This is a genomic window from Tepidibacillus fermentans, from assembly GCF_004342885.1.
In the GTDB taxonomy this organism is placed as follows: domain Bacteria; phylum Bacillota; class Bacilli; order Tepidibacillales; family Tepidibacillaceae; genus Tepidibacillus; species Tepidibacillus fermentans.
Genome location: NZ_SMAB01000003.1, coordinates 1 through 16574, shown reverse-complemented (window position 1 = coordinate 16574; position 16574 = coordinate 1). Strand labels below are relative to the sequence as shown.

The 16574-nt window shown below is 36.7% G+C and carries 19 protein-coding genes and 2 pseudogenes; 12 read left to right on the top strand and 9 right to left on the bottom strand.

The genetic code is table 11. From position 1 onward, the window contains the following. Nucleotides 1-4: 4 nt before the first annotated feature. Entirely contained in the window at nucleotides 5-196 is a 192-nt protein-coding gene (locus tag EDD72_RS02735; protein WP_132767105.1) for a hypothetical protein, read from the bottom strand. A 242-nt stretch (nucleotides 197-438) separates the two neighbouring features. Here EDD72_RS02735 and EDD72_RS02730 point away from each other — a divergent pair, with 242 nt between their 5' ends. Then, nucleotides 439-1677 carry an MDR family MFS transporter gene (locus EDD72_RS02730; RefSeq protein WP_132767104.1) on the top strand — a complete coding sequence of 413 codons (1239 nt, stop codon included), beginning with the start codon at nucleotides 439-441 and terminating at the stop codon, nucleotides 1675-1677. A 96-nt stretch (nucleotides 1678-1773) separates the two neighbouring features. On the opposite strand, the gene EDD72_RS02725 is transcribed toward EDD72_RS02730, so the two are convergent. The 5 genes and pseudogenes from EDD72_RS02725 to EDD72_RS02705 form a co-directional block, all read right to left on the bottom strand. After that, nucleotides 1774-3339: an acetyl-CoA hydrolase/transferase C-terminal domain-containing protein gene (locus EDD72_RS02725; protein ID WP_132767103.1), complete on the bottom strand. Its 1566-nt coding sequence runs from the start codon at nucleotides 3337-3339 to the stop codon at nucleotides 1774-1776. A gap of 164 nt (nucleotides 3340-3503) precedes the next feature. Further along, the gene (locus EDD72_RS13060; protein WP_132767102.1) at nucleotides 3504-3665 is read right to left on the bottom strand and encodes a spore coat associated protein CotJA; all 162 of its coding nucleotides are present in this window, start codon (nucleotides 3663-3665) and stop codon (nucleotides 3504-3506) included. A gap of 102 nt (nucleotides 3666-3767) precedes the next feature. Next, nucleotides 3768-4334 (bottom strand): annotated as a pseudogene (locus tag EDD72_RS02715) (manganese catalase family protein); the annotation flags it as partial. Nucleotides 4335-4353: 19 nt separating this feature from the next. Next, nucleotides 4354-4602 carry a spore coat protein CotJB gene (locus tag EDD72_RS02710; RefSeq protein ID WP_207893628.1) on the bottom strand — a complete coding sequence of 83 codons (249 nt, stop codon included), beginning with the start codon at nucleotides 4600-4602 and terminating at the stop codon, nucleotides 4354-4356. Between the two features lie 166 nt (nucleotides 4603-4768). After that, nucleotides 4769-5005: a DUF3905 domain-containing protein gene (locus EDD72_RS02705; RefSeq protein WP_132767100.1), complete on the bottom strand. Its 237-nt coding sequence runs from the start codon at nucleotides 5003-5005 to the stop codon at nucleotides 4769-4771. 139 nt (nucleotides 5006-5144) lie between these two features. Between EDD72_RS02705 and EDD72_RS02700 the strand changes: the two genes are divergently transcribed. The 9 genes and pseudogenes from EDD72_RS02700 to EDD72_RS13145 all read left to right on the top strand — a co-directional run. Continuing rightward, on the top strand, nucleotides 5145-5978 hold the full coding sequence (locus tag EDD72_RS02700; protein WP_132767099.1) for a LysM peptidoglycan-binding domain-containing protein: 834 nt from the start codon (nucleotides 5145-5147) through the stop codon (nucleotides 5976-5978). A gap of 90 nt (nucleotides 5979-6068) precedes the next feature. Then, nucleotides 6069-6530 carry a hypothetical protein gene (locus tag EDD72_RS02695; RefSeq protein ID WP_132767098.1) on the top strand — a complete coding sequence of 154 codons (462 nt, stop codon included), beginning with the start codon at nucleotides 6069-6071 and terminating at the stop codon, nucleotides 6528-6530. Nucleotides 6531-6672: 142 nt separating this feature from the next. Further along, nucleotides 6673-7491 carry an electron transfer flavoprotein subunit beta/FixA family protein gene (locus EDD72_RS02690; RefSeq protein WP_132767097.1) on the top strand — a complete coding sequence of 273 codons (819 nt, stop codon included), beginning with the start codon at nucleotides 6673-6675 and terminating at the stop codon, nucleotides 7489-7491. Between the two features lie 3 nt (nucleotides 7492-7494). Then, nucleotides 7495-8817 (top strand): electron transfer flavoprotein subunit alpha, encoded by a 1323-nt coding sequence (locus tag EDD72_RS02685; RefSeq protein ID WP_132767096.1) that lies wholly within the window; start codon nucleotides 7495-7497, stop codon nucleotides 8815-8817. Beyond that, nucleotides 8810-10105 (top strand): FAD-dependent oxidoreductase, encoded by a 1296-nt coding sequence (locus EDD72_RS02680; protein WP_132767095.1) that lies wholly within the window; start codon nucleotides 8810-8812, stop codon nucleotides 10103-10105. The genes EDD72_RS02685 and EDD72_RS02680 overlap by 8 nt, the downstream gene beginning before the upstream one ends. Beyond that, entirely contained in the window at nucleotides 10087-10401 is a 315-nt protein-coding gene (locus EDD72_RS02675; protein ID WP_132767094.1) for a ferredoxin family protein, read from the top strand. The genes EDD72_RS02680 and EDD72_RS02675 overlap by 19 nt, the downstream gene beginning before the upstream one ends. 160 nt (nucleotides 10402-10561) lie before the next feature. Next, nucleotides 10562-10939, top strand: a complete 378-nt coding sequence (locus EDD72_RS02670) for a NifB/NifX family molybdenum-iron cluster-binding protein (RefSeq protein WP_165894946.1) — start codon at nucleotides 10562-10564, stop codon at nucleotides 10937-10939. Between the two features lie 111 nt (nucleotides 10940-11050). After that, on the top strand, nucleotides 11051-11485 hold the full coding sequence (locus EDD72_RS13150; protein WP_207893627.1) for a thioredoxin domain-containing protein: 435 nt from the start codon (nucleotides 11051-11053) through the stop codon (nucleotides 11483-11485). A 12-nt stretch (nucleotides 11486-11497) separates the two neighbouring features. Then, nucleotides 11498-11704: pseudogene (locus EDD72_RS13145) on the top strand (thioredoxin family protein); the annotation flags it as partial. A gap of 222 nt (nucleotides 11705-11926) precedes the next feature. Here EDD72_RS13145 and EDD72_RS02660 read toward each other — a convergent pair. Together EDD72_RS02660 and mnmH are read right to left on the bottom strand one after the other, a co-directional pair. Then, nucleotides 11927-13768, bottom strand: a complete 1842-nt coding sequence (locus tag EDD72_RS02660; RefSeq protein ID WP_132767091.1) for a S8 family peptidase — start codon at nucleotides 13766-13768, stop codon at nucleotides 11927-11929. 128 nt (nucleotides 13769-13896) lie between these two features. Beyond that, nucleotides 13897-14949, bottom strand: coding sequence for a tRNA 2-selenouridine(34) synthase MnmH (mnmH, locus tag EDD72_RS02655; RefSeq protein WP_243643757.1), 1053 nt, complete (start codon nucleotides 14947-14949; stop codon nucleotides 13897-13899). Between the two features lie 245 nt (nucleotides 14950-15194). Between mnmH and sspK the strand changes: the two genes are divergently transcribed. After that, nucleotides 15195-15323, top strand: coding sequence for a small acid-soluble spore protein K (gene sspK / locus EDD72_RS02650; RefSeq protein WP_132767090.1), 129 nt, complete (start codon nucleotides 15195-15197; stop codon nucleotides 15321-15323). A 6-nt stretch (nucleotides 15324-15329) separates the two neighbouring features. Here the strand turns inward: sspK and EDD72_RS02645 are convergent, their stop codons facing one another. Continuing rightward, on the bottom strand, nucleotides 15330-15923 hold the full coding sequence (locus EDD72_RS02645) for a 5' nucleotidase, NT5C type (protein WP_132767089.1): 594 nt from the start codon (nucleotides 15921-15923) through the stop codon (nucleotides 15330-15332). A 160-nt stretch (nucleotides 15924-16083) separates the two neighbouring features. On the opposite strand from EDD72_RS02645, the gene EDD72_RS02640 reads away from it, so the two are divergent. Then, the gene (locus EDD72_RS02640; protein ID WP_132767088.1) at nucleotides 16084-16449 is read left to right on the top strand and encodes a DUF4190 domain-containing protein; all 366 of its coding nucleotides are present in this window, start codon (nucleotides 16084-16086) and stop codon (nucleotides 16447-16449) included. Nucleotides 16450-16574: the final 125 nt, after the last annotated feature.

The following is a 16574-nucleotide window of genomic DNA, read 5'->3' as shown; positions in this document are numbered from 1 at the left end:
CTACTTAATGGAGTAGGACACCTTTTTCATTCATGTGAGATATTGTAGCTTCAATAATTTCTAGAATGTCTTCATAACTAATAGAATCAATCCCATTTTTTAAAACCACAGGCATTTCTAATTCTTGAACAGTCAATAGCTCTTGTAGTTCAGGTAATACAAAGCGAACTAATGTTGATAATTTTACTGTTTCCATACTGGCTCACTCCTTGATGTTTTGTAGTTGCTTTGATTAATAAAAAATAAAAAATACAAAACACGAAGAACTTGATTTGCCAGAATGCCTTGTGATAATCCTATTATACTTCAATGTAGAATCATTGAATATAGATTTTATGGGAATATTTTAAGGACTTCACTTTTTTTAATTCTTATTTCTAGATTATGAGAATCATGGTAATATTATGAGAGTCGAAAGAACTTTGGAGGAATTACAATATGAATCTCAAACATTGGGATCTGAATCTAAGGGTTAGAATTATTGCTGAAACAATTAATAGTATTTTATTTTGGATGTTCTTTCCTTTCATGACATTATATTTTATTGATCAGTTTGGTGAACAATTAACAGGCACATTAATGATAATTCCTCCGATTCTAGGAGTAATCGCAAATCTTTTCGGGGGATCTGCTGCAGATCGTTTTGGGCGAAAACGAATGATGGTTTTTTCGTTAGGGGTACAAGCGATCGCGCTTTTCATTTTTGCCTTTTCTTTTTCACCATGGGTCGATTATTTGATATTCATAGGAATATCGATGATGGGAAGCATCTATCATCCTGCGAGTATGGCAATGGTTGCTGACCTAGTTCCTTTAGAGGAACGCAGGCCAATCTTTGCAGCTTTCTATACGGCTGTTAATTTGGGAGTTGTGATCGGACCGATTATTGGATCTTTTTTCTTTTTTAATTATCGGCAATACATGATTCTCATTTCTTCGATGATCACCTTTATGATATTCATCGTAATGGTGAAGGTTTTGCGGGAAACGCTGCCTTTAACGGCGAAGGATTCAACAAAGGGAAGGAATTTAACCGCTCAATTGAAAAATTATATGGTTATTTTTACAGATAGGGTATTTTTTCTTTACATGGTTGCAGGTATATTGATCTCGCAAGTCTTTATGCAGATGGACTTATACTTGGGGGTATATCTGAAGAAGTACGTACCGAGCCAAGTTATGAATCTGGGATTTTGGGAAATTCAAGTAACTGGCGAGAAGCTTTTTGGCTGGATGATCTCTGAAAATGGTCTTCTCGTTGTATTATTCACAGTCTGGGTGAGCCAGAAAATTAAAGCTTGGTCGGATGAAAAAGCATTGATTATCTCTTCGTTGTTATTTGGTTTAAGTTATTGGTTGATTGCATTTACTACCAATGTTTGGATATTGATTGGATTAATGGCGCTCTTTACATTAGCAGAACTGATTCGAACTCCAGTCATCCAGAATTTTATTACAGAAATGGCCCCAGAAGATCAAAGAGGTCAATATTTAGGTGCATCATCTCTTCAGTTTACTATTGGAAGAGCGATAGCACCTCTAGCAGTTACGTTAGCTGGATTTTTTCAACCGAGAATCATTTTAAGTGGAATCTTTATACTAAGTATCATTAGTGCCCTTTTATATAAATGGATGTTTATCATTTATCGAAAAAGGCAATTAGAACAAGGTGAATAGAAGAAGCAAGAAGAATATATGAAATAAAACCCCCCGTGTCGACCGACGGGGGGTTCAAGTTTCAAACAACTAAGTTTCCAATTTCTAACCTCTAACCTATTTGTTCCAAAATCTCATTGTACCATTTTCTTCAAGACTTATATGAAGTTTGTATGCTTCACTTAATATATGTGGTTCGTGTGCATAACCTGTAGCTTTTTCAGCTCTTTCCAGATAATCAAATAAATAATCTTTGTATGCAGGATGAGCACATTTTTTGATAATCTCACGTGCTCGATCTTTTGGTGCAAGCCCTCTTAAATCAGCAAGTCCTTGTTCAGTAACAAGCACATCAATATCATGTTCCGTATGGTCAACGTGAGGGACTTTTGGAACAACACCAGAAATACCAAATTCATCCGTTTTTGTCGGTCTGACAGATGGAGCATGCATAATTGAAATAAATGCGTTTCTTTCAAAATCACCAGAACCGCCAATGCCATTTATCATTCTGCTTCCACCAACATTGGTAGAGTTTGCATGTGCATAGATATCAAATTCAACAGGGGTGTTCATAGCTATAACTCCAAGTCTTCTAATCACTTCTGGATTATTTGATATTTGTTGTGGTCTCATTAGAACCATCTCTTTATATTTGTCAAACTTTTCCCACCATTCTGAAAAACCTTCGTTTGATAGCGAGAGAGATGTACAGTTGATATATTTACATTTGCCAGAATCAAGGAAAGGTAAAAATGTGTCCTGTAATACCTCTGTATATACAGTTAAGTTTTCAAATGGTGAATTTACGAGCCCGCCTACTACTGCATTTGCAATTGAACCAACTCCAGATTGAAGTGGTAGAAGGTTTTTAGGTAATCTACCAGCTTTTACTTCAGTGGTAAAAAAGTCGATAATATTATCGGCAATTGCCTGTGCTACTTCATCTGTACCTCTTAGTGCCCTACCGTTATCGGGTAATGTTGATTCAACGATAGCAATAATTTTACTCTTGTCAGTTGGACACCAGGGGGTACCTATTCTTTGTCTTAGATCAGTTATTGGTATAATTTTTCTATACGGTGGCAAGTCTGAAACAACAATATCATGCATACCTTCAAATGAGGGGAGTCCGGTATTTATTTCAACGATAATTTTGTCCGCTATGTCAATGATCTCAGGAGCTGAACCAACAGCACCTGTCAGAACAATGTTACCATCTTCGGTAATGGCAGAAGCCTCGATTATTGCAATATCAAGTTTCCCACCTTCATCTTTGGTATAAAACCCATATTTCAAATCTTGTGGAAACATTGAAAGGTGTTTATCGCCAAATTTAATTTTACCTGAATTGATCCCCTTAGCAATATTTTTACCTGTTTGGTATGGCCATCTTCTATCGATCATATCAAGAGTTGCCCATCTGTCTTCAGTTTCAGCACCAACTGATGCACCTGTAAACAGGTTGAATTTCCATTTCCCCTGAAGATTATTTTTTTCAACGTGATCAGCCAAAGCGATAGGCACAACTTTTGGATATCCAACTGGGGTAAACCCAGACCATCCGAGATTCACACTTCTCTTTCCAGCTCCAGCTTCCTCAAAAAATTTAATAGTGTCTTCTGGTTTCATAATCTTACTAAGTAAACTTTTGTCCCTAATACGATTTTCTAGTTCTGACATTTTTACTCACCCCATTAAATTAATATTTTTATACTAAATATTCATAATTTTAAGTTAAATTATAACATGTATATAGAAATTTAGAATACTTTTTTTAAAAAAAATATAAAACGTTTTCATTTTTTCATTAGAATAAAAAACCCCGTTTCAACGGGGCCTAAACTTTAAAAAAATCGTTTTACGTATGGATCATACAACCATTTAAATAATGTCCCTTTCATAAGAGCTTTATCTAGTGGGAATTGTTTTGTGTAATCTTGAGGAGGCAGGGGTATTCTTTTCACTGGTGGTATGGGAATAGGAGGGTAGGGTCTTCTTCTCAACATAAAAAACCTCCTTTCGGTTTAGGATGAAGATTAATCAAGAATATCGTCTGGTGTTACTTTGTTATTGGTAAAAATATCTTTTGTCTCTAAGATCTGACCTGGAAATAGTTTGTGACTTTTCTCTTCCCTTAAGATATAAAGAATCTCTCTAAAACGTTGGGAGTGGACGACTTCCCGTTCTCTTAAGAACTTAAGAGCATCAATTAATCCAGGATCATCTGTTAGATTGATTAAGTGTTGATACGTAGCACGAGCCTTTTCCTCAGCAGCAATATCCTCCATAATGTCGGCAATCGGGTCTCCTTTTGCTTGAATGTAAGAAGCAGTCCAAGGATTACCATTTGCATCCACATAAAATAATGCTTTCTCGTGATCGGCATAGTGGGAACCTAATCCTGCCATCCTCATCTCTTCTGGTGTTGCGCCTTTGGTTAGCTTATGAACCATCGTAGCAATCATTTCCAAATGACCTAATTCTTCTGTGCCTATATCGGTTAAAAGGGCTTTTGCCCGTTTGTTTGGCATACTATATCTTTGATTAAGATAACGTAGTGCTGCAGAAAGTTCGCCGTCTGGTCCACCATATTGGGTAATTAAGAACTTTGCAATGCCTAAATCCGGCCTTTCAATCCGAATTGGCCGTTGTAATTTTTTCTCATAAATCCACATTGTGCTTTTCCGCTCCTTTCTAATAGATTAATTCCCATGGCCATGGTTCTTCGACCCAGCGGGCTGGATTTTCTTGTGAATATTCATGGGTCAATGGACCAAATATACGCTCAAGTTGAGGTCGCATCATCATCATTTGGTAAGTGTACCGTTTGAAATCACATTGAGCTCTTTGATCAAATGGATGGGTATCTAGATAGAGCCTTACTTCAGCTGCAGCGAACTCTATCTCTTGATATTTGAGTAATAAGTCCATTGGTCTATTCACCAACAATTCCTCCTCTAATTGATCTCCATATCACGATATTCAGGTAGGCAAATAACTGTAACGGGGATATTTGCCTATTTGGAAGTGGGAGGGAATCCGATCATGAAATAGAAAAAGGGCTGTAGTCATAAAAAGTCAACAGCCCAATTTGTGAATCGTTTTTTATTTAATCCTTGCCATAAGAAACGTCATGAACGGGGTGCATAAATGTTCCGCTTTGTGCATTAATTCCTTTATGCAATTCCTTATTCTCAGTTGTTGCATGACCAAAATCATTTTTTTTGTCTACCCATTCATCTCCAGCCATAATTGCAGGATCTACATCCTTGCTCCAATGATCAAGAGGAGTATCTTTGGCCTCCATAGCTTTTTTAGCAAATTCTTTTTTTTCCTTTTTGTTCATAAAATCACCTCAAGAATAGTATGAAGAAAATCTACTAACTCTATGTAACAGAATAATTAAAATGTATAGGATTCACAAACTTTGTCAATGATGGAATATAACAGAAATATCATGTTTCATGATTGAAAGGGGTTTGTGAATGAAATTTCGAAAGACAGGATTTTTGTTACTTATTTTCTCTATCTTTTTTAGTTCTACTGTTTTTGCTAGAATGCTAGTATTTGATAATATTGAGCTGGAGACAGAAATCATGCAACCTTTCGAACCAACAATGATTGATTACCAAGTAAGTAATGGAGATACCTTATATTCAATTGGTAAAAAATACAATATCGATTGGAAAAAAATTGTAGAGTTAAACCCAGGTATTGATCCTTTAGCTCTTGTAATAGGTAGTACGATCAAAATTCCTAACCAGCAAGAAGTGTTAAATGCCACAGCTTTAAATGAAACGCAAAACCTTGAACAAGAGTCACAAACCAGTGTTTATGAAATTAAAAGGGGTGATACCTTATGGGAGATTGCCCAAAAATACCGTATAACCGTAGACGCTATTCTTCGTATGAATCCTAATGTAAAAGCAAACGCTCTTGCTATTGGATCAACAATAAAATTACCGAAAAATGACGTTGCAACAATGAGTTCAGTAAGTCGATCTCAAAGAAAAATATTAGGATTCTATACTCTAACCGCCTATACTGCTGGACCAGAATCTACAGGGAAACGACCAGGTGATCCAGGTTACGGTATCACTGCTTCTGGAGCAAGGGCAAAAGAGGGAGTAACGGTTGCAGTTGACCCACGAGTGATTCCGATTGGTTCAAGGATCTATATTGAGGGAATGGGCTATCGAATTGCACAAGATACAGGTGGGGCAATTAAGGGAAATAAAATTGACGTCTATTTTGAAAATGTAGATGACGCATTAGAATTTGGGGTCAAAAGAAATGTTCGAGTCGAGATTTTTGAATAAAATGAATTTAAGCTTTGGCATTTGTTGTCAAAGCTTTTTTATTGGTGTTATTCTAAAAAAAGACAAGTAAGAAGAAAAGAGAATTAAAAAATGGACAAAATCGCTGCGATTGTACCGAACGAAACCCCGTTTTCTAAATATGAATTCCTTACATTATCCATCGATGAAAATGGCTCGATCTATTTTCAATCTGAATTTCATTTTTCGAGATTACCATTGCGAAATGAAGATGAACTCATTCAGCAACTGAAGGCAAATGTGATCAATGTCATTGTGATTAAACCATCATTACAATTAAAATCAATATATCATTTAAGTCGAGAGGTAATAGAGCAAAATCCCGATGAATGCTATTTGAACTTAGGATTTGTCAATAGTTTACAACAAATTCAAAAAGAACGAGAGTTATGGAGAGTTCAAATGCAAGATCAGTTAAAAAAATATATTAGGGGTATTGATGGACCTTGTGAAAAAGTTTATAAACCTCAATTGCTCGATGTTTTCGTCATGGCGTTATCTACAATCAAAAATCTTTTGAGAAGTCAAAAATAATAATTGCATATCTTTGGATTATTGTCTATCCTTAAATTAAGATGCTTTGTGAAAAAATCCGCAAAGATTTTTATGTAAAAGAAATGTACAAAAAACAACCAAACTATTTCGTTAATTATTCAGGGAGAGGATGTGAAACAACATGCATTATGTCGTATTTGTTAAGCAAGTTCCTGACACCAGTGTCGTTAAATTGGATCCTGTGACAAATACACTTGATCGCAGTAGTGCTCCATCAATTATTAACCCTTACGATGCACATGCAGTTGAAGAAGCAGTACGATTGAAACAAAAATACGGTGGTAAAGTGACAGTCATTTCCATGGGACCTCCTATGGCCGTCAGTACCATTAAGAAATGTATCGAATTAGGTGCAGATGAAGGTTACCTTATTTCGGACCGTGCATTTGCAGGATCAGATACATTAGCGACTAGTTATGCATTAACTCAAGCTCTAAAAAAAGTAATGGAAAAAGAACCAGTTGACCTAATTTTTGCTGGTAAGCAAGCTATTGACGGGGATACTGCACAGGTAGGGCCTGGAGTGGCAAGAAGATTAGGGATTCCTGTGTTAACCCAAGTGGATCAGATTGAGAGTTTTTCAGTCAATGACCGTACCATTCGTGTTCAGCGTAAAATTGAAGATGGGCACGAAATTGTTGAATCAAAATTACCTTGTTTATTAACGGTTGAAAAAGAGATCAATGAGTTAACCTATTCTCCTTTGCCGAATATGATTCGAGCTGCAAAATATCAGCCGATCGTTTGGACAACAAACGATATTGAAGTTGATCGAAATCAATTAGGATTAAAAGGCTCCCCAACAGTTGTTGGTAAGATTTTCGCTCCACCTAAGCAATCGGGAGGAGAGAGAATCGAAGGAACTGCGGATGAAAAAGTAGCAAAAGTCATAGATAAACTATTAAACGTTCATGGTTTGTTTGCTAAGGAAGGAGTGTAGGAAATGGCTGTATCTATCTCAACTCTTTGTATTTCTTGTGGTGCTTGTGTTGATACTTGCCCGCATGAGGCTCTTTTCTTAGGGGATACGAAAGCAGAAGTCATTCCTGATAAATGTGTAGAATGCGGAGAGTGCATTGAAGTTTGTCCTACAAATGCCATTACCTTACCTGAGGGAGTAAAACCAGCTGCTGCATCAGAACCAGTCGTTGAACCTAAGGAACAAAAAATAGAAACAAAAGCAGAAGTGGATGAAAAACCAGCTCAAGTAGCTCAGGTGATTGAGAAACCAGCTGTGAAACTACCAGAATCTGAGTATCAGGGTGTTTGGATTTATATCGAACAACGAAATGGGAAAATTGCTCCTGTATCTCTTGAATTGCTAGGAGAAGGTAGAAAACTAGCAGATAAATTAGGTGTAGAATTAGCAGGTGTATTACTAGGAAATAATGTTCGACACCTTACCAAAACATTATATGAGCATGGAGCCGATACAGTATATCTAATGGATGATCCAGTATTAGATCAGTATCGTTCAGAAGCTTACCAAGTCGGTGTTGTAGATTTCGTTCGAAAATATAAACCAGAAATTCTCTTATTTGGTGCAACTGCAATCGGTCGTGACCTAGCAAGTACAGTTGCAACTGAATTAGGGACAGGGTTAACAGCAGATACAACACGTCTTGATATTGATATGCAAAATCGTTTACTTGAAGCTTCCCGTCCAGCAATGGGTGGTAACATCATGGCAACCATTCTATGTAAAGTTCAGAGACCACAAATGGCATCTGTTCGTCCTAAGGTGTTTAAAGCAATTCAACCAATAGCAGGACGTACAGGTAACCTGATCGAGGAAAAAATTAATGTAAAAGAAGCAGATTTAAGAACAAAAGTGATTAGTGTTGCTCTTGACGTTAGTGATAAAATTCGCCTTTCTGATGCTGATATCATCGTTGCTGGTGGTAAAGGGTTACAAGATGAGAAAGGCTTCAGACTTGTTCATGAACTAGCTGAGGTATTAGGTGCAGCTGTTGGAGCTAGTCGCGACGCTGTAGAAGCTGGTTGGGCTAGTCACTCACAACAAGTTGGACAGACGGGAACAACAGTAGCTCCAAAGTTATATTTTGCAATTGGTATTTCAGGAGCTGTGCAACATACGGTTGGTATGGAAAACTCTGAAATCGTAGTAGCCATTAATAAAGATCCAAATGCACAGATCTTTGAAAAGTGTACATATGCGATTGTAGGGGATGCATTCGAGATTGTTCCTAAGTTCATTGAAGAGTTTAAGAAATTAAAGCAGGGTGGGGAGAGAAAACATGGCTGAGAAATTTGATGTGATTGTTGTCGGTGCCGGTCCTGCTGGCTCTTCAGCTGCTTATACTTTGGCAAAAGCGGGACTTAATGTCATTATGTTTGAACGTGGGGAATACCCAGGTGCTAAGAACGTCATGGGTGGTGTGATGTATCGCCATCAATTACAAGAAATTATTCCAGACTTCATCGAGCAGGGAGCACCATTTGAACGACCAATCGTTGAACAACGGTTTTGGATGCTTGATGAGCAATCCGTATTCCAGGCTGGTTATAAGGGATTGGAGTGGGCAGAAGCCCCTTACAATAACTTTACCGTACTACGGGCTAAATTTGATCAATGGTTTGCAGGAAAAGCAGTAGAACAAGGTGCACTACTCATCAATGAAACGGTTGTGACGGAAGCAATTGTCGAAGATGGTAAAGTGATTGGTGTTCGGACAGATCGACCAGATGGAGATGTGTATGCAGATATCGTTATTTTGGCTGACGGTGTCAACTCCTTATTAGCGAAGCAACTAGGGTTTCATAAAGAATTAAGACCGGATGAAGTGGCACTTGCTGTCATGCAGGTTATTAATCTTCCTTCTGAGAAAATTGAAGAACGCTTTAACTTAGAACCGAACCAAGGTGCAACGATCGAAATTTTCGGTGATTCAACAAAGGGGCTTCTTGGTACTTCCTTTATTTATACGAATAAGGAAAGCATCAGTATCGGTGTTGGAACATTGTTATCTGGACTCATGAAACATCAATTGCGTCCTTACGAATTACTCGAAACATTGAAACAACATCCAATGGTGCGCAAATTGATTGAAGGCGGAGAGCCAAAAGAATACCTAGCACACTTAATTCCTGAAGGTGGTTATCATTCGATTCCAAAATTAGTAGGTCATGGTGTGATGGTTGTTGGCGATGCGGCACAACTTGTGAATGGTATCCATAGAGAAGGTTCCAACTTAGCGATGGCTTCTGGTCGATTGGCTGCAGAAACAGCAATCTTAGCGAAACAAGTGGGAGACTATTCTGAAAATATGTTAGATACGTACCGAATGAAGTTAATGAAAAGCTTCATTGGTCAAGACTTGAAGAAATACAAAGATGCTGCTCATACACTTGATCGTCATCCACAGTACTTCAAAGAATTCATACCTATGATCAATCGTGCTGCTAGTGAAATTTTCACTGTAGATGGTGCTTCTAAGTGGGAGAAACAAAAGAGAATCTTAGGTATGGTTCAAGAAAGAGGGACTGTGAATACCATTCGTGACCTATACCGAGTATGGAAGGTGATGAAATAATGGCTCAACCGCTAAAGAAAGTAAATGTCGATGATCTTCAGTACCTGACTCGATTTGTATCAGATAAAGAATCTCATCTTGTGATTAAAGATCACAATATCTGTAAAACGAAATGTAAAGAAAAATACTGCACATTCTTCTGCCCAGCGCAAGTATATAAATGGGAAGGAGAAAGAATGTTTGTCGGTTTTGAAGGATGCCATGAATGTGGTAGCTGCCGAATCGGCTGTCCATATGATAATATTGAATGGAAATATCCTAAAGGCGGTTTAGGGGTCGTATTTCGACTTGCATAAATATCTTAAGAAAGGAAACGATATACATTGTAGTATTTCGTTTCCTTTCTTTTTTCTAAAAATGTTATACTAAAGTTTAGGAAACAGTTTGCAATATTACTTTTTTTTAGTATAATAATACCTAATGGGGTATTTGTTTCCGATAATTGGAGGTGTTAGAGTGAAAGTAGCTGTTGCGGTATTACCGAATGGAAAGGTCAATACGCATTTTGGAAGAGCTAACAAATTAGCACTAGCAACCATTGAAAATGGGCAAATTACCAAATGGGAAGAGGTTGCTGTTCCATTTGCGGAAACACATGGTAACCATGATCACCATCACGATCACGATCATGAACATCATCACCATGCACCAGGTCATCATGAAGGTATTAAGAATTGGTTAGTGGATCATGAAGTAGATATGGTCCTTTTAGATCATGCTGGCCCAGGAATGCAAAAGGTAATGAGTGAGACAGATATTAAGATTGTTGTTGGTGCAAAAGGGAATGCAAAGGAAGCTGTTCAAGCTCTAATTGATCAAGGATTTGCCAAGTAAATAAATGATGGATGTATAATGTTTTATTATACATATTTAGATTAAATATCCATCAAATTGGAAAGCTAGGGTTAGGCTTTCTTTGACAAATTTAGTAAAGGAGATGAGAAAGTGGCTAAGATTGACGAAAGAGATAAAGAAACAATTCGCAATATGTTTAGCGAACAAATGAAGGGTAAGACCCATATCCGTTTCTTTAGCTCAAAAAGTGGCTGTGATTATTGCGAAGACACACAAGAAATCTTAGAGGAACTTGCTGCACTTACTGATAAAATTGACTTACAAATTCTCGACAAAGACCAAAACACTGAAGAAGTAAGTCGTTATCAAGTTGACAAGTTTCCTGCTATTGTTTTTGTTAAAGAAGACGGTACGGATACTGGGGTACGCTTCTATGGAATTCCTTCAGGTTACGAGTTTAGTACACTTATTGAGGATATCATTGATATTGCCAATAATAAAACAGGTTTATCTCAGTCTACGATTGACCAATTAAAGAATATTACTCAGGACGTTACCATTTCTGTTTTCGTAACCCCTACCTGACCATACTGCCCTCGCGCAGTTCGCGTGGCTCATCATATGGCTATGGTCAACCCACATATACGTGGTGAAATGATTGAAGCTATGGAATTCCCAGAATTATCGAGTAGACATAACGTAATGGGTGTTCCAAAGACTGTGATTAATGATGGTGCAGCTGAACAAGAAGGAGCTGTTCCAGAAGAAGTCATTCTGCAAAAAATTCTTGCTTCAATTAAATAATGAAGAAAAGCATCCGATTTATGGATGCTTTTTTAACTTAATAAAAAAGTACAAGAATTTGGTAGCAATAGTTCTGATGTGGCTTATATGTTTCAACGTTGCTTCTAACCTATCGGCTTTCCTTGAATAAACGGTCGGTAGGAAAGCTCGTTCGCTAAAGTCGTAGCTTATGAAACATATAAGCATATTCATAAAATAAACTTCAACAAGCTTTTATCCAAGCTAACTTCTAAAAAAATGTAATAATCTCTGAAAGAAATTTTCCTTTTTTGGTAATGTTCTTTTTCTATGAGTGTCATATGCTTTTTCTTGTTTTTGTTTCAATTGGTTAGATAAATTAACAGCTTTCCCAATGTTGATTTCTCCATACCCAAAATATGGATCTTTTCCCCGCATTCCTAAATCCGTTGCCGTTTTTGTAATGATACTGATAATTTCTCGATTCGTAAGCATTGGATTATCAGATTTAATTAAAGCAGCTAGGGCGGCAACATGTGGACTAGCCATTGATGTACCCGATAAAGCTGCATATCGATTGTTTGGATAAGTACTTGCTATATTGACCCCAGGGGCAACGACATCGACATCATCACCATAATTTGAAAACTCTGCTCGTTGTTGATTTGGATCAACTGCTGAGACACCGATTACTTCTGGATAAGCAGCAGGATAACCCAATTGATCCGTATTGTCATTGCCTGTAGCTGCAATTAACACAACGTTTTTCGAAAAGGCATAACGAATCGCATCGTGTAAGTATTTGGACTCCGCATAATTACCAAGACTAAGATTAATTACATCAGCACCATGATCGGTAGCCCAAATAATTCCTTGAGCAACATCAAATAAAGTTCCTGCGCCTGATTGATCTAATACCTTAATCGGCATGATTTTATTATACCAAGTAATTCCAGCAATTCCTTGTCCATTATTGGTATTGGCTGAAATAATTCCTGCCACATGTGTACCATGACCATCGTCATCCATTGGTAAACGGTTGGGATTTATTACATTATAGCCTTTCACTAATTTGCCTTGAAATTCAGGATGATTAAGATCAACCCCTGTATCAACAACAGCAACGATGATGTCCTTGTTACCTTTGGTAAAATTCCAACCTTGTTCTGTATCGATGTTTGGTAAGTTCCATTGATAATCCAAATATAATCGATCATTTGGAATAAAAGATTGACGATTTTGTGAAGGTTTTTTATCTAATTCATTCGTCAGATAAATAAAATGCGGTTCCACATATTCTATTCTTGAATCTTTTTCGAGGATGGTGATTAATTTTTTCGTACTTCTTGTTGGACAATAGACAATCATTGTGTGATCCTGCTTTTTCTTTAGTTGCAATTGGTATTGATTTAAGAAGAGCTGTAGTTCTTTCTGATTCGGTATTTTTTTAAATTTAATCAGGACTTCATTTTGAATATAATGACTGATTCCTTTGGTTTCGGCATTTGGTTTAAGATCGGGGAGATTTTGTTCGATATCTAAACTTAATTTTTTTCTTGGTTGATACTGTGTCGGTATCGTTTCCCATTTATGATTTTGAAGATGGGTTACAGTATACATCCTCGATTGTTGTTTCACATGAATATGAGAAGGAAGTTCTTCATCAATCTTAAAGACATAATGGCTGATTCTAGCACCTTGACGGATGGGGATATCTAAATTCGTAAAAGGTTTTCCATTTTGAAAATAAATTGGTGATTGCTTCACCTTTATCAAGTTTCGATCCATGAAAGACTGAAAAGAAAGCATCTGCTCTTTATAAGTGTGTAGAAAGTGAACATTAGGATATTGTTTTTGAATGTTTTCAATTGCCTGATTTTGATTAGTTTTTAACTGCATTTTCAAATCGGTAACCAATTGCTGAAACATGATCTGCCTTGTTAAGTGTGTATCTTGAGCGATATATTGATTTTCTGCCTTTTTCTCAACACGATCAGATACCTTTTGATTTTGCTGTTTTATGATTCTTTGATTTGGAGTTGTATAGTGAATGGTTAAGATAAAAAGAAGGTAAGTAATCGCTGTAATTCTTAATATTAAGCGCATGAAGATCACTGCCTTTCGTTATGCTTTCTATTCGTATATTAGTTTCTGAAAGGCAACTTACTTTTATAATGGTGAAAAATAGAAAAAGCATAGCCAAGCTGCTATGCTTCTAAAATGTTTTTAAGGCTTTATGAGATCGTTTGAAGTTGGTTAATTCGTTCTAGAATAAATTGGCTGATTGAGTCTACAGCATTATTTAAATCATCACTATAGACTTCAAAAAATGGTCCATTATACTGATCAGTTGCGTATTGGTATCGTGGGTCATAATAGTGTTGTAAAAGCAATTTTGCGACCGTATAAAAATCATTCATCTCAAGTGATTGACGAATAAGGGGTCGAACATCAGTAGGCAATTTTCGTTCAATTCGGTCAATCGCTGCCACGAATGATTCTTTATATTGTTCAGGTTGATAATCTTCTAAAATCCTGCTTATTCTTGTATCAATCGATGCATGAACAAGAATATGTTGCCCTTTTTCTTTTGCATCCATGATATGATCAGGTATGATAATTTTCCCAATTCGTTTACTTTCAGCCTCAAGGATAACAGCATCCGCTTTTTGGATTTCTTTTAAAGCTTCATATAATTTAGAGTCGAACATTTTTTGATTCACGGGATTGATTCCAATCGCACCAAAAGCGGAACCACGATGTCCGGCAAGCCCTTCTAAATCTAAAATGGTAAAACCTCTCTCTTTTAATCGATATAAAAGTTGCGTTTTTCCTACTCCTGTCATTCCATGTAAAACAAATGTAGGAACATCAATTGTCATAAATGGAATTCTTCCAAGAATATACTCACGATATGAACGATATCCACCTTCTAAGCGGTAGCTACCCTCATAAACTAAACCATAAAAAGTTGCCATGGATTTACTTCTCATTCCACCACGCCAACAAAAAAATAACGGATATTGCCTTTCCTTTAAAGATTCTCTGACTTGTTTCATGAGAGAGGGGATTTTTGGTGATACAATTTCTAATCCCAATTCCCTAGCGTAGTTTGGGCCTTTTTGTTTATATACTGTTCCAACCTTTGCTCTTTCTTCATTGTTAAATAATGGAATATTAATGGCCCCTGGTATAGATGCTTCCACAAATTCTCCTTCTGATCGAACATCAATAAGAAGATATTTAGGATCATTTTCAATCTCTTTATATTTAACATCAGTAAACACGAATCGTCACCTCGAAAATTCGTTCAAACAGTACTCTATATTATATCATGATTCATCAATAAAAACCAAAAGAACCCTTTTTTGCGAAAAAGATTCATCATAATTTCATCGTAAAAAGAAGATGCTAATCATGAGGAGATAATATGCCAGTTGCAATTTGGTCATAGGCATAGATCAAGCTAACACATAAGAGACCCATTATCTCATACCTTGAAAAAAGGATTTAGAGGTGAAGGAGGATCTTAATGAGAAATAAAGCGCACGACTTTCCTGGACCCAGAAAGTTAGAAAATCCAAGAGCAAAAACGACTGCATTACGTCCAAACGGCACTATTAATACGGATCCTAAAGGGAAATTAAAAGATAATCGTTAAAAAAGGTTACGGGTTCTTCCGTAACCTTTTATTTTGGGCATATTGATCAATGATTCTTTTTGCTTCTTTCCAAGAATGAATACGAATTACATTATTGGGTAATTGTCCTTGATTATATGGTGTATCAAACAAAAGGATCGGAATTTGAAGTTTTTGCCCCATTGTTCGAGCCGCATCATAATGATCTTCGAGAAAAAGGTCAACTTGGTATTTAATGGCTTGGTCGCATTTAAATGCATTTCCTGTCATAACTACACGATCAAAAGGGATTTGATTGCTCTCGAACCATTTCATCGTTGGTTCACGATACTCTTCTGAACGTGCTGTAATATAGATCAAACGATAATTCTTTTGTAAGTCAAGAAGAACTTCTTTTGCATCTTTTGCTAATGGTGCGTTTTGATATACACTTGCACCATATTTTGAATGCCATTTTTCGTATTCTTCCTCTGTGATATGATAAATCTTTAAAATATCGTAGGTCGTTATATCTTCCATTTTAAAATTTTGCTTAAAATACTGATTTAAATGGGGGATGAAAGTAAATGGATCTGTAACTGTTCCATCTATATCGATCCCAAGGGTAAATTCTCTCTCCATAAAGACACCTCATAGGTAGAAATTAAAAAAGCACCATATAAATGTAATGATAGTACCTAGTATGAAAAAAAATGTCAATAATTAATTCTAATATTTACCCAAGATAAATGAATACTAAAGATAGAACTGTATTTGATCAACTATCGAATGGAGGAGTTCCATGTCTGATAAAAAGAAAATTACAGTTCTAAAGAACTATAGGCCATTAACTGACGAGGAATTAGCTGCAGAATTAACTCCAACTTTTAATCAGAAGGTAATACCAACTGCCAAAAGAGATGACCGAAATCAGATTGAAAAGATCAATGAACGTGATGGAGTAACAAACAGATCTGGTATTGCCTTAGTAGGGGTTATCCTATCTATCCTATCCTTGTTTATTTTACCTTATCTGTTAGCCCCGATTGGAATTGTTTTAGGATATCTTGGATATCGGAACGGGGATCAAACAGTTGGTATGTGGGCGATGGGGCTTGGAGGAGTTGGATTAATAGGCACTCTCATCATGACGGCCATAGTGTACTAAACTTTATTAAGGCACCTCGATGAGGTGCCTTCAGACTGTCGACAAACCCCAACTCAAATGCTTCATTTGAGTTGGGATTTGTCTTTTTTTGCTCATCATTTTCTAAGATTCTTATCTTATTTAGG

Bases quoted from the DNA above. Each gene is read 5' to 3' on its own strand.
- EDD72_RS02735 (WP_132767105.1), bottom strand. From the start codon at position 196: ATGGAAACAGTAAAATTATCAACATTAGTTCGCTTTGTATTACCTGAA.
- EDD72_RS02730 (WP_132767104.1), top strand. From the start codon at position 439: ATGAATCTCAAACATTGGGATCTGAATCTAAGGGTTAGAATTATTGCT.
- EDD72_RS02725 (WP_132767103.1), bottom strand. From the start codon at position 3,339: ATGTCAGAACTAGAAAATCGTATTAGGGACAAAAGTTTACTTAGTAAG.
- EDD72_RS13060 (WP_132767102.1), bottom strand. From the start codon at position 3,665: ATGTTGAGAAGAAGACCCTACCCTCCTATTCCCATACCACCAGTGAAA.
- EDD72_RS02705 (WP_132767100.1), bottom strand. From the start codon at position 5,005: ATGAACAAAAAGGAAAAAAAAGAATTTGCTAAAAAAGCTATGGAGGCC.
- EDD72_RS02700 (WP_132767099.1), top strand. From the start codon at position 5,145: ATGAAATTTCGAAAGACAGGATTTTTGTTACTTATTTTCTCTATCTTT.
- EDD72_RS02695 (WP_132767098.1), top strand. From the start codon at position 6,069: ATGGACAAAATCGCTGCGATTGTACCGAACGAAACCCCGTTTTCTAAA.
- EDD72_RS02690 (WP_132767097.1), top strand. From the start codon at position 6,673: ATGCATTATGTCGTATTTGTTAAGCAAGTTCCTGACACCAGTGTCGTT.
- EDD72_RS02685 (WP_132767096.1), top strand. From the start codon at position 7,495: ATGGCTGTATCTATCTCAACTCTTTGTATTTCTTGTGGTGCTTGTGTT.
- EDD72_RS02680 (WP_132767095.1), top strand. From the start codon at position 8,810: ATGGCTGAGAAATTTGATGTGATTGTTGTCGGTGCCGGTCCTGCTGGC.
- EDD72_RS02675 (WP_132767094.1), top strand. From the start codon at position 10,087: ATGGAAGGTGATGAAATAATGGCTCAACCGCTAAAGAAAGTAAATGTC.
- EDD72_RS02660 (WP_132767091.1), bottom strand. From the start codon at position 13,768: ATGCGCTTAATATTAAGAATTACAGCGATTACTTACCTTCTTTTTATC.
- sspK (WP_132767090.1), top strand. From the start codon at position 15,195: ATGAGAAATAAAGCGCACGACTTTCCTGGACCCAGAAAGTTAGAAAAT.
- EDD72_RS02645 (WP_132767089.1), bottom strand. From the start codon at position 15,923: ATGGAGAGAGAATTTACCCTTGGGATCGATATAGATGGAACAGTTACA.
- EDD72_RS02640 (WP_132767088.1), top strand. From the start codon at position 16,084: ATGTCTGATAAAAAGAAAATTACAGTTCTAAAGAACTATAGGCCATTA.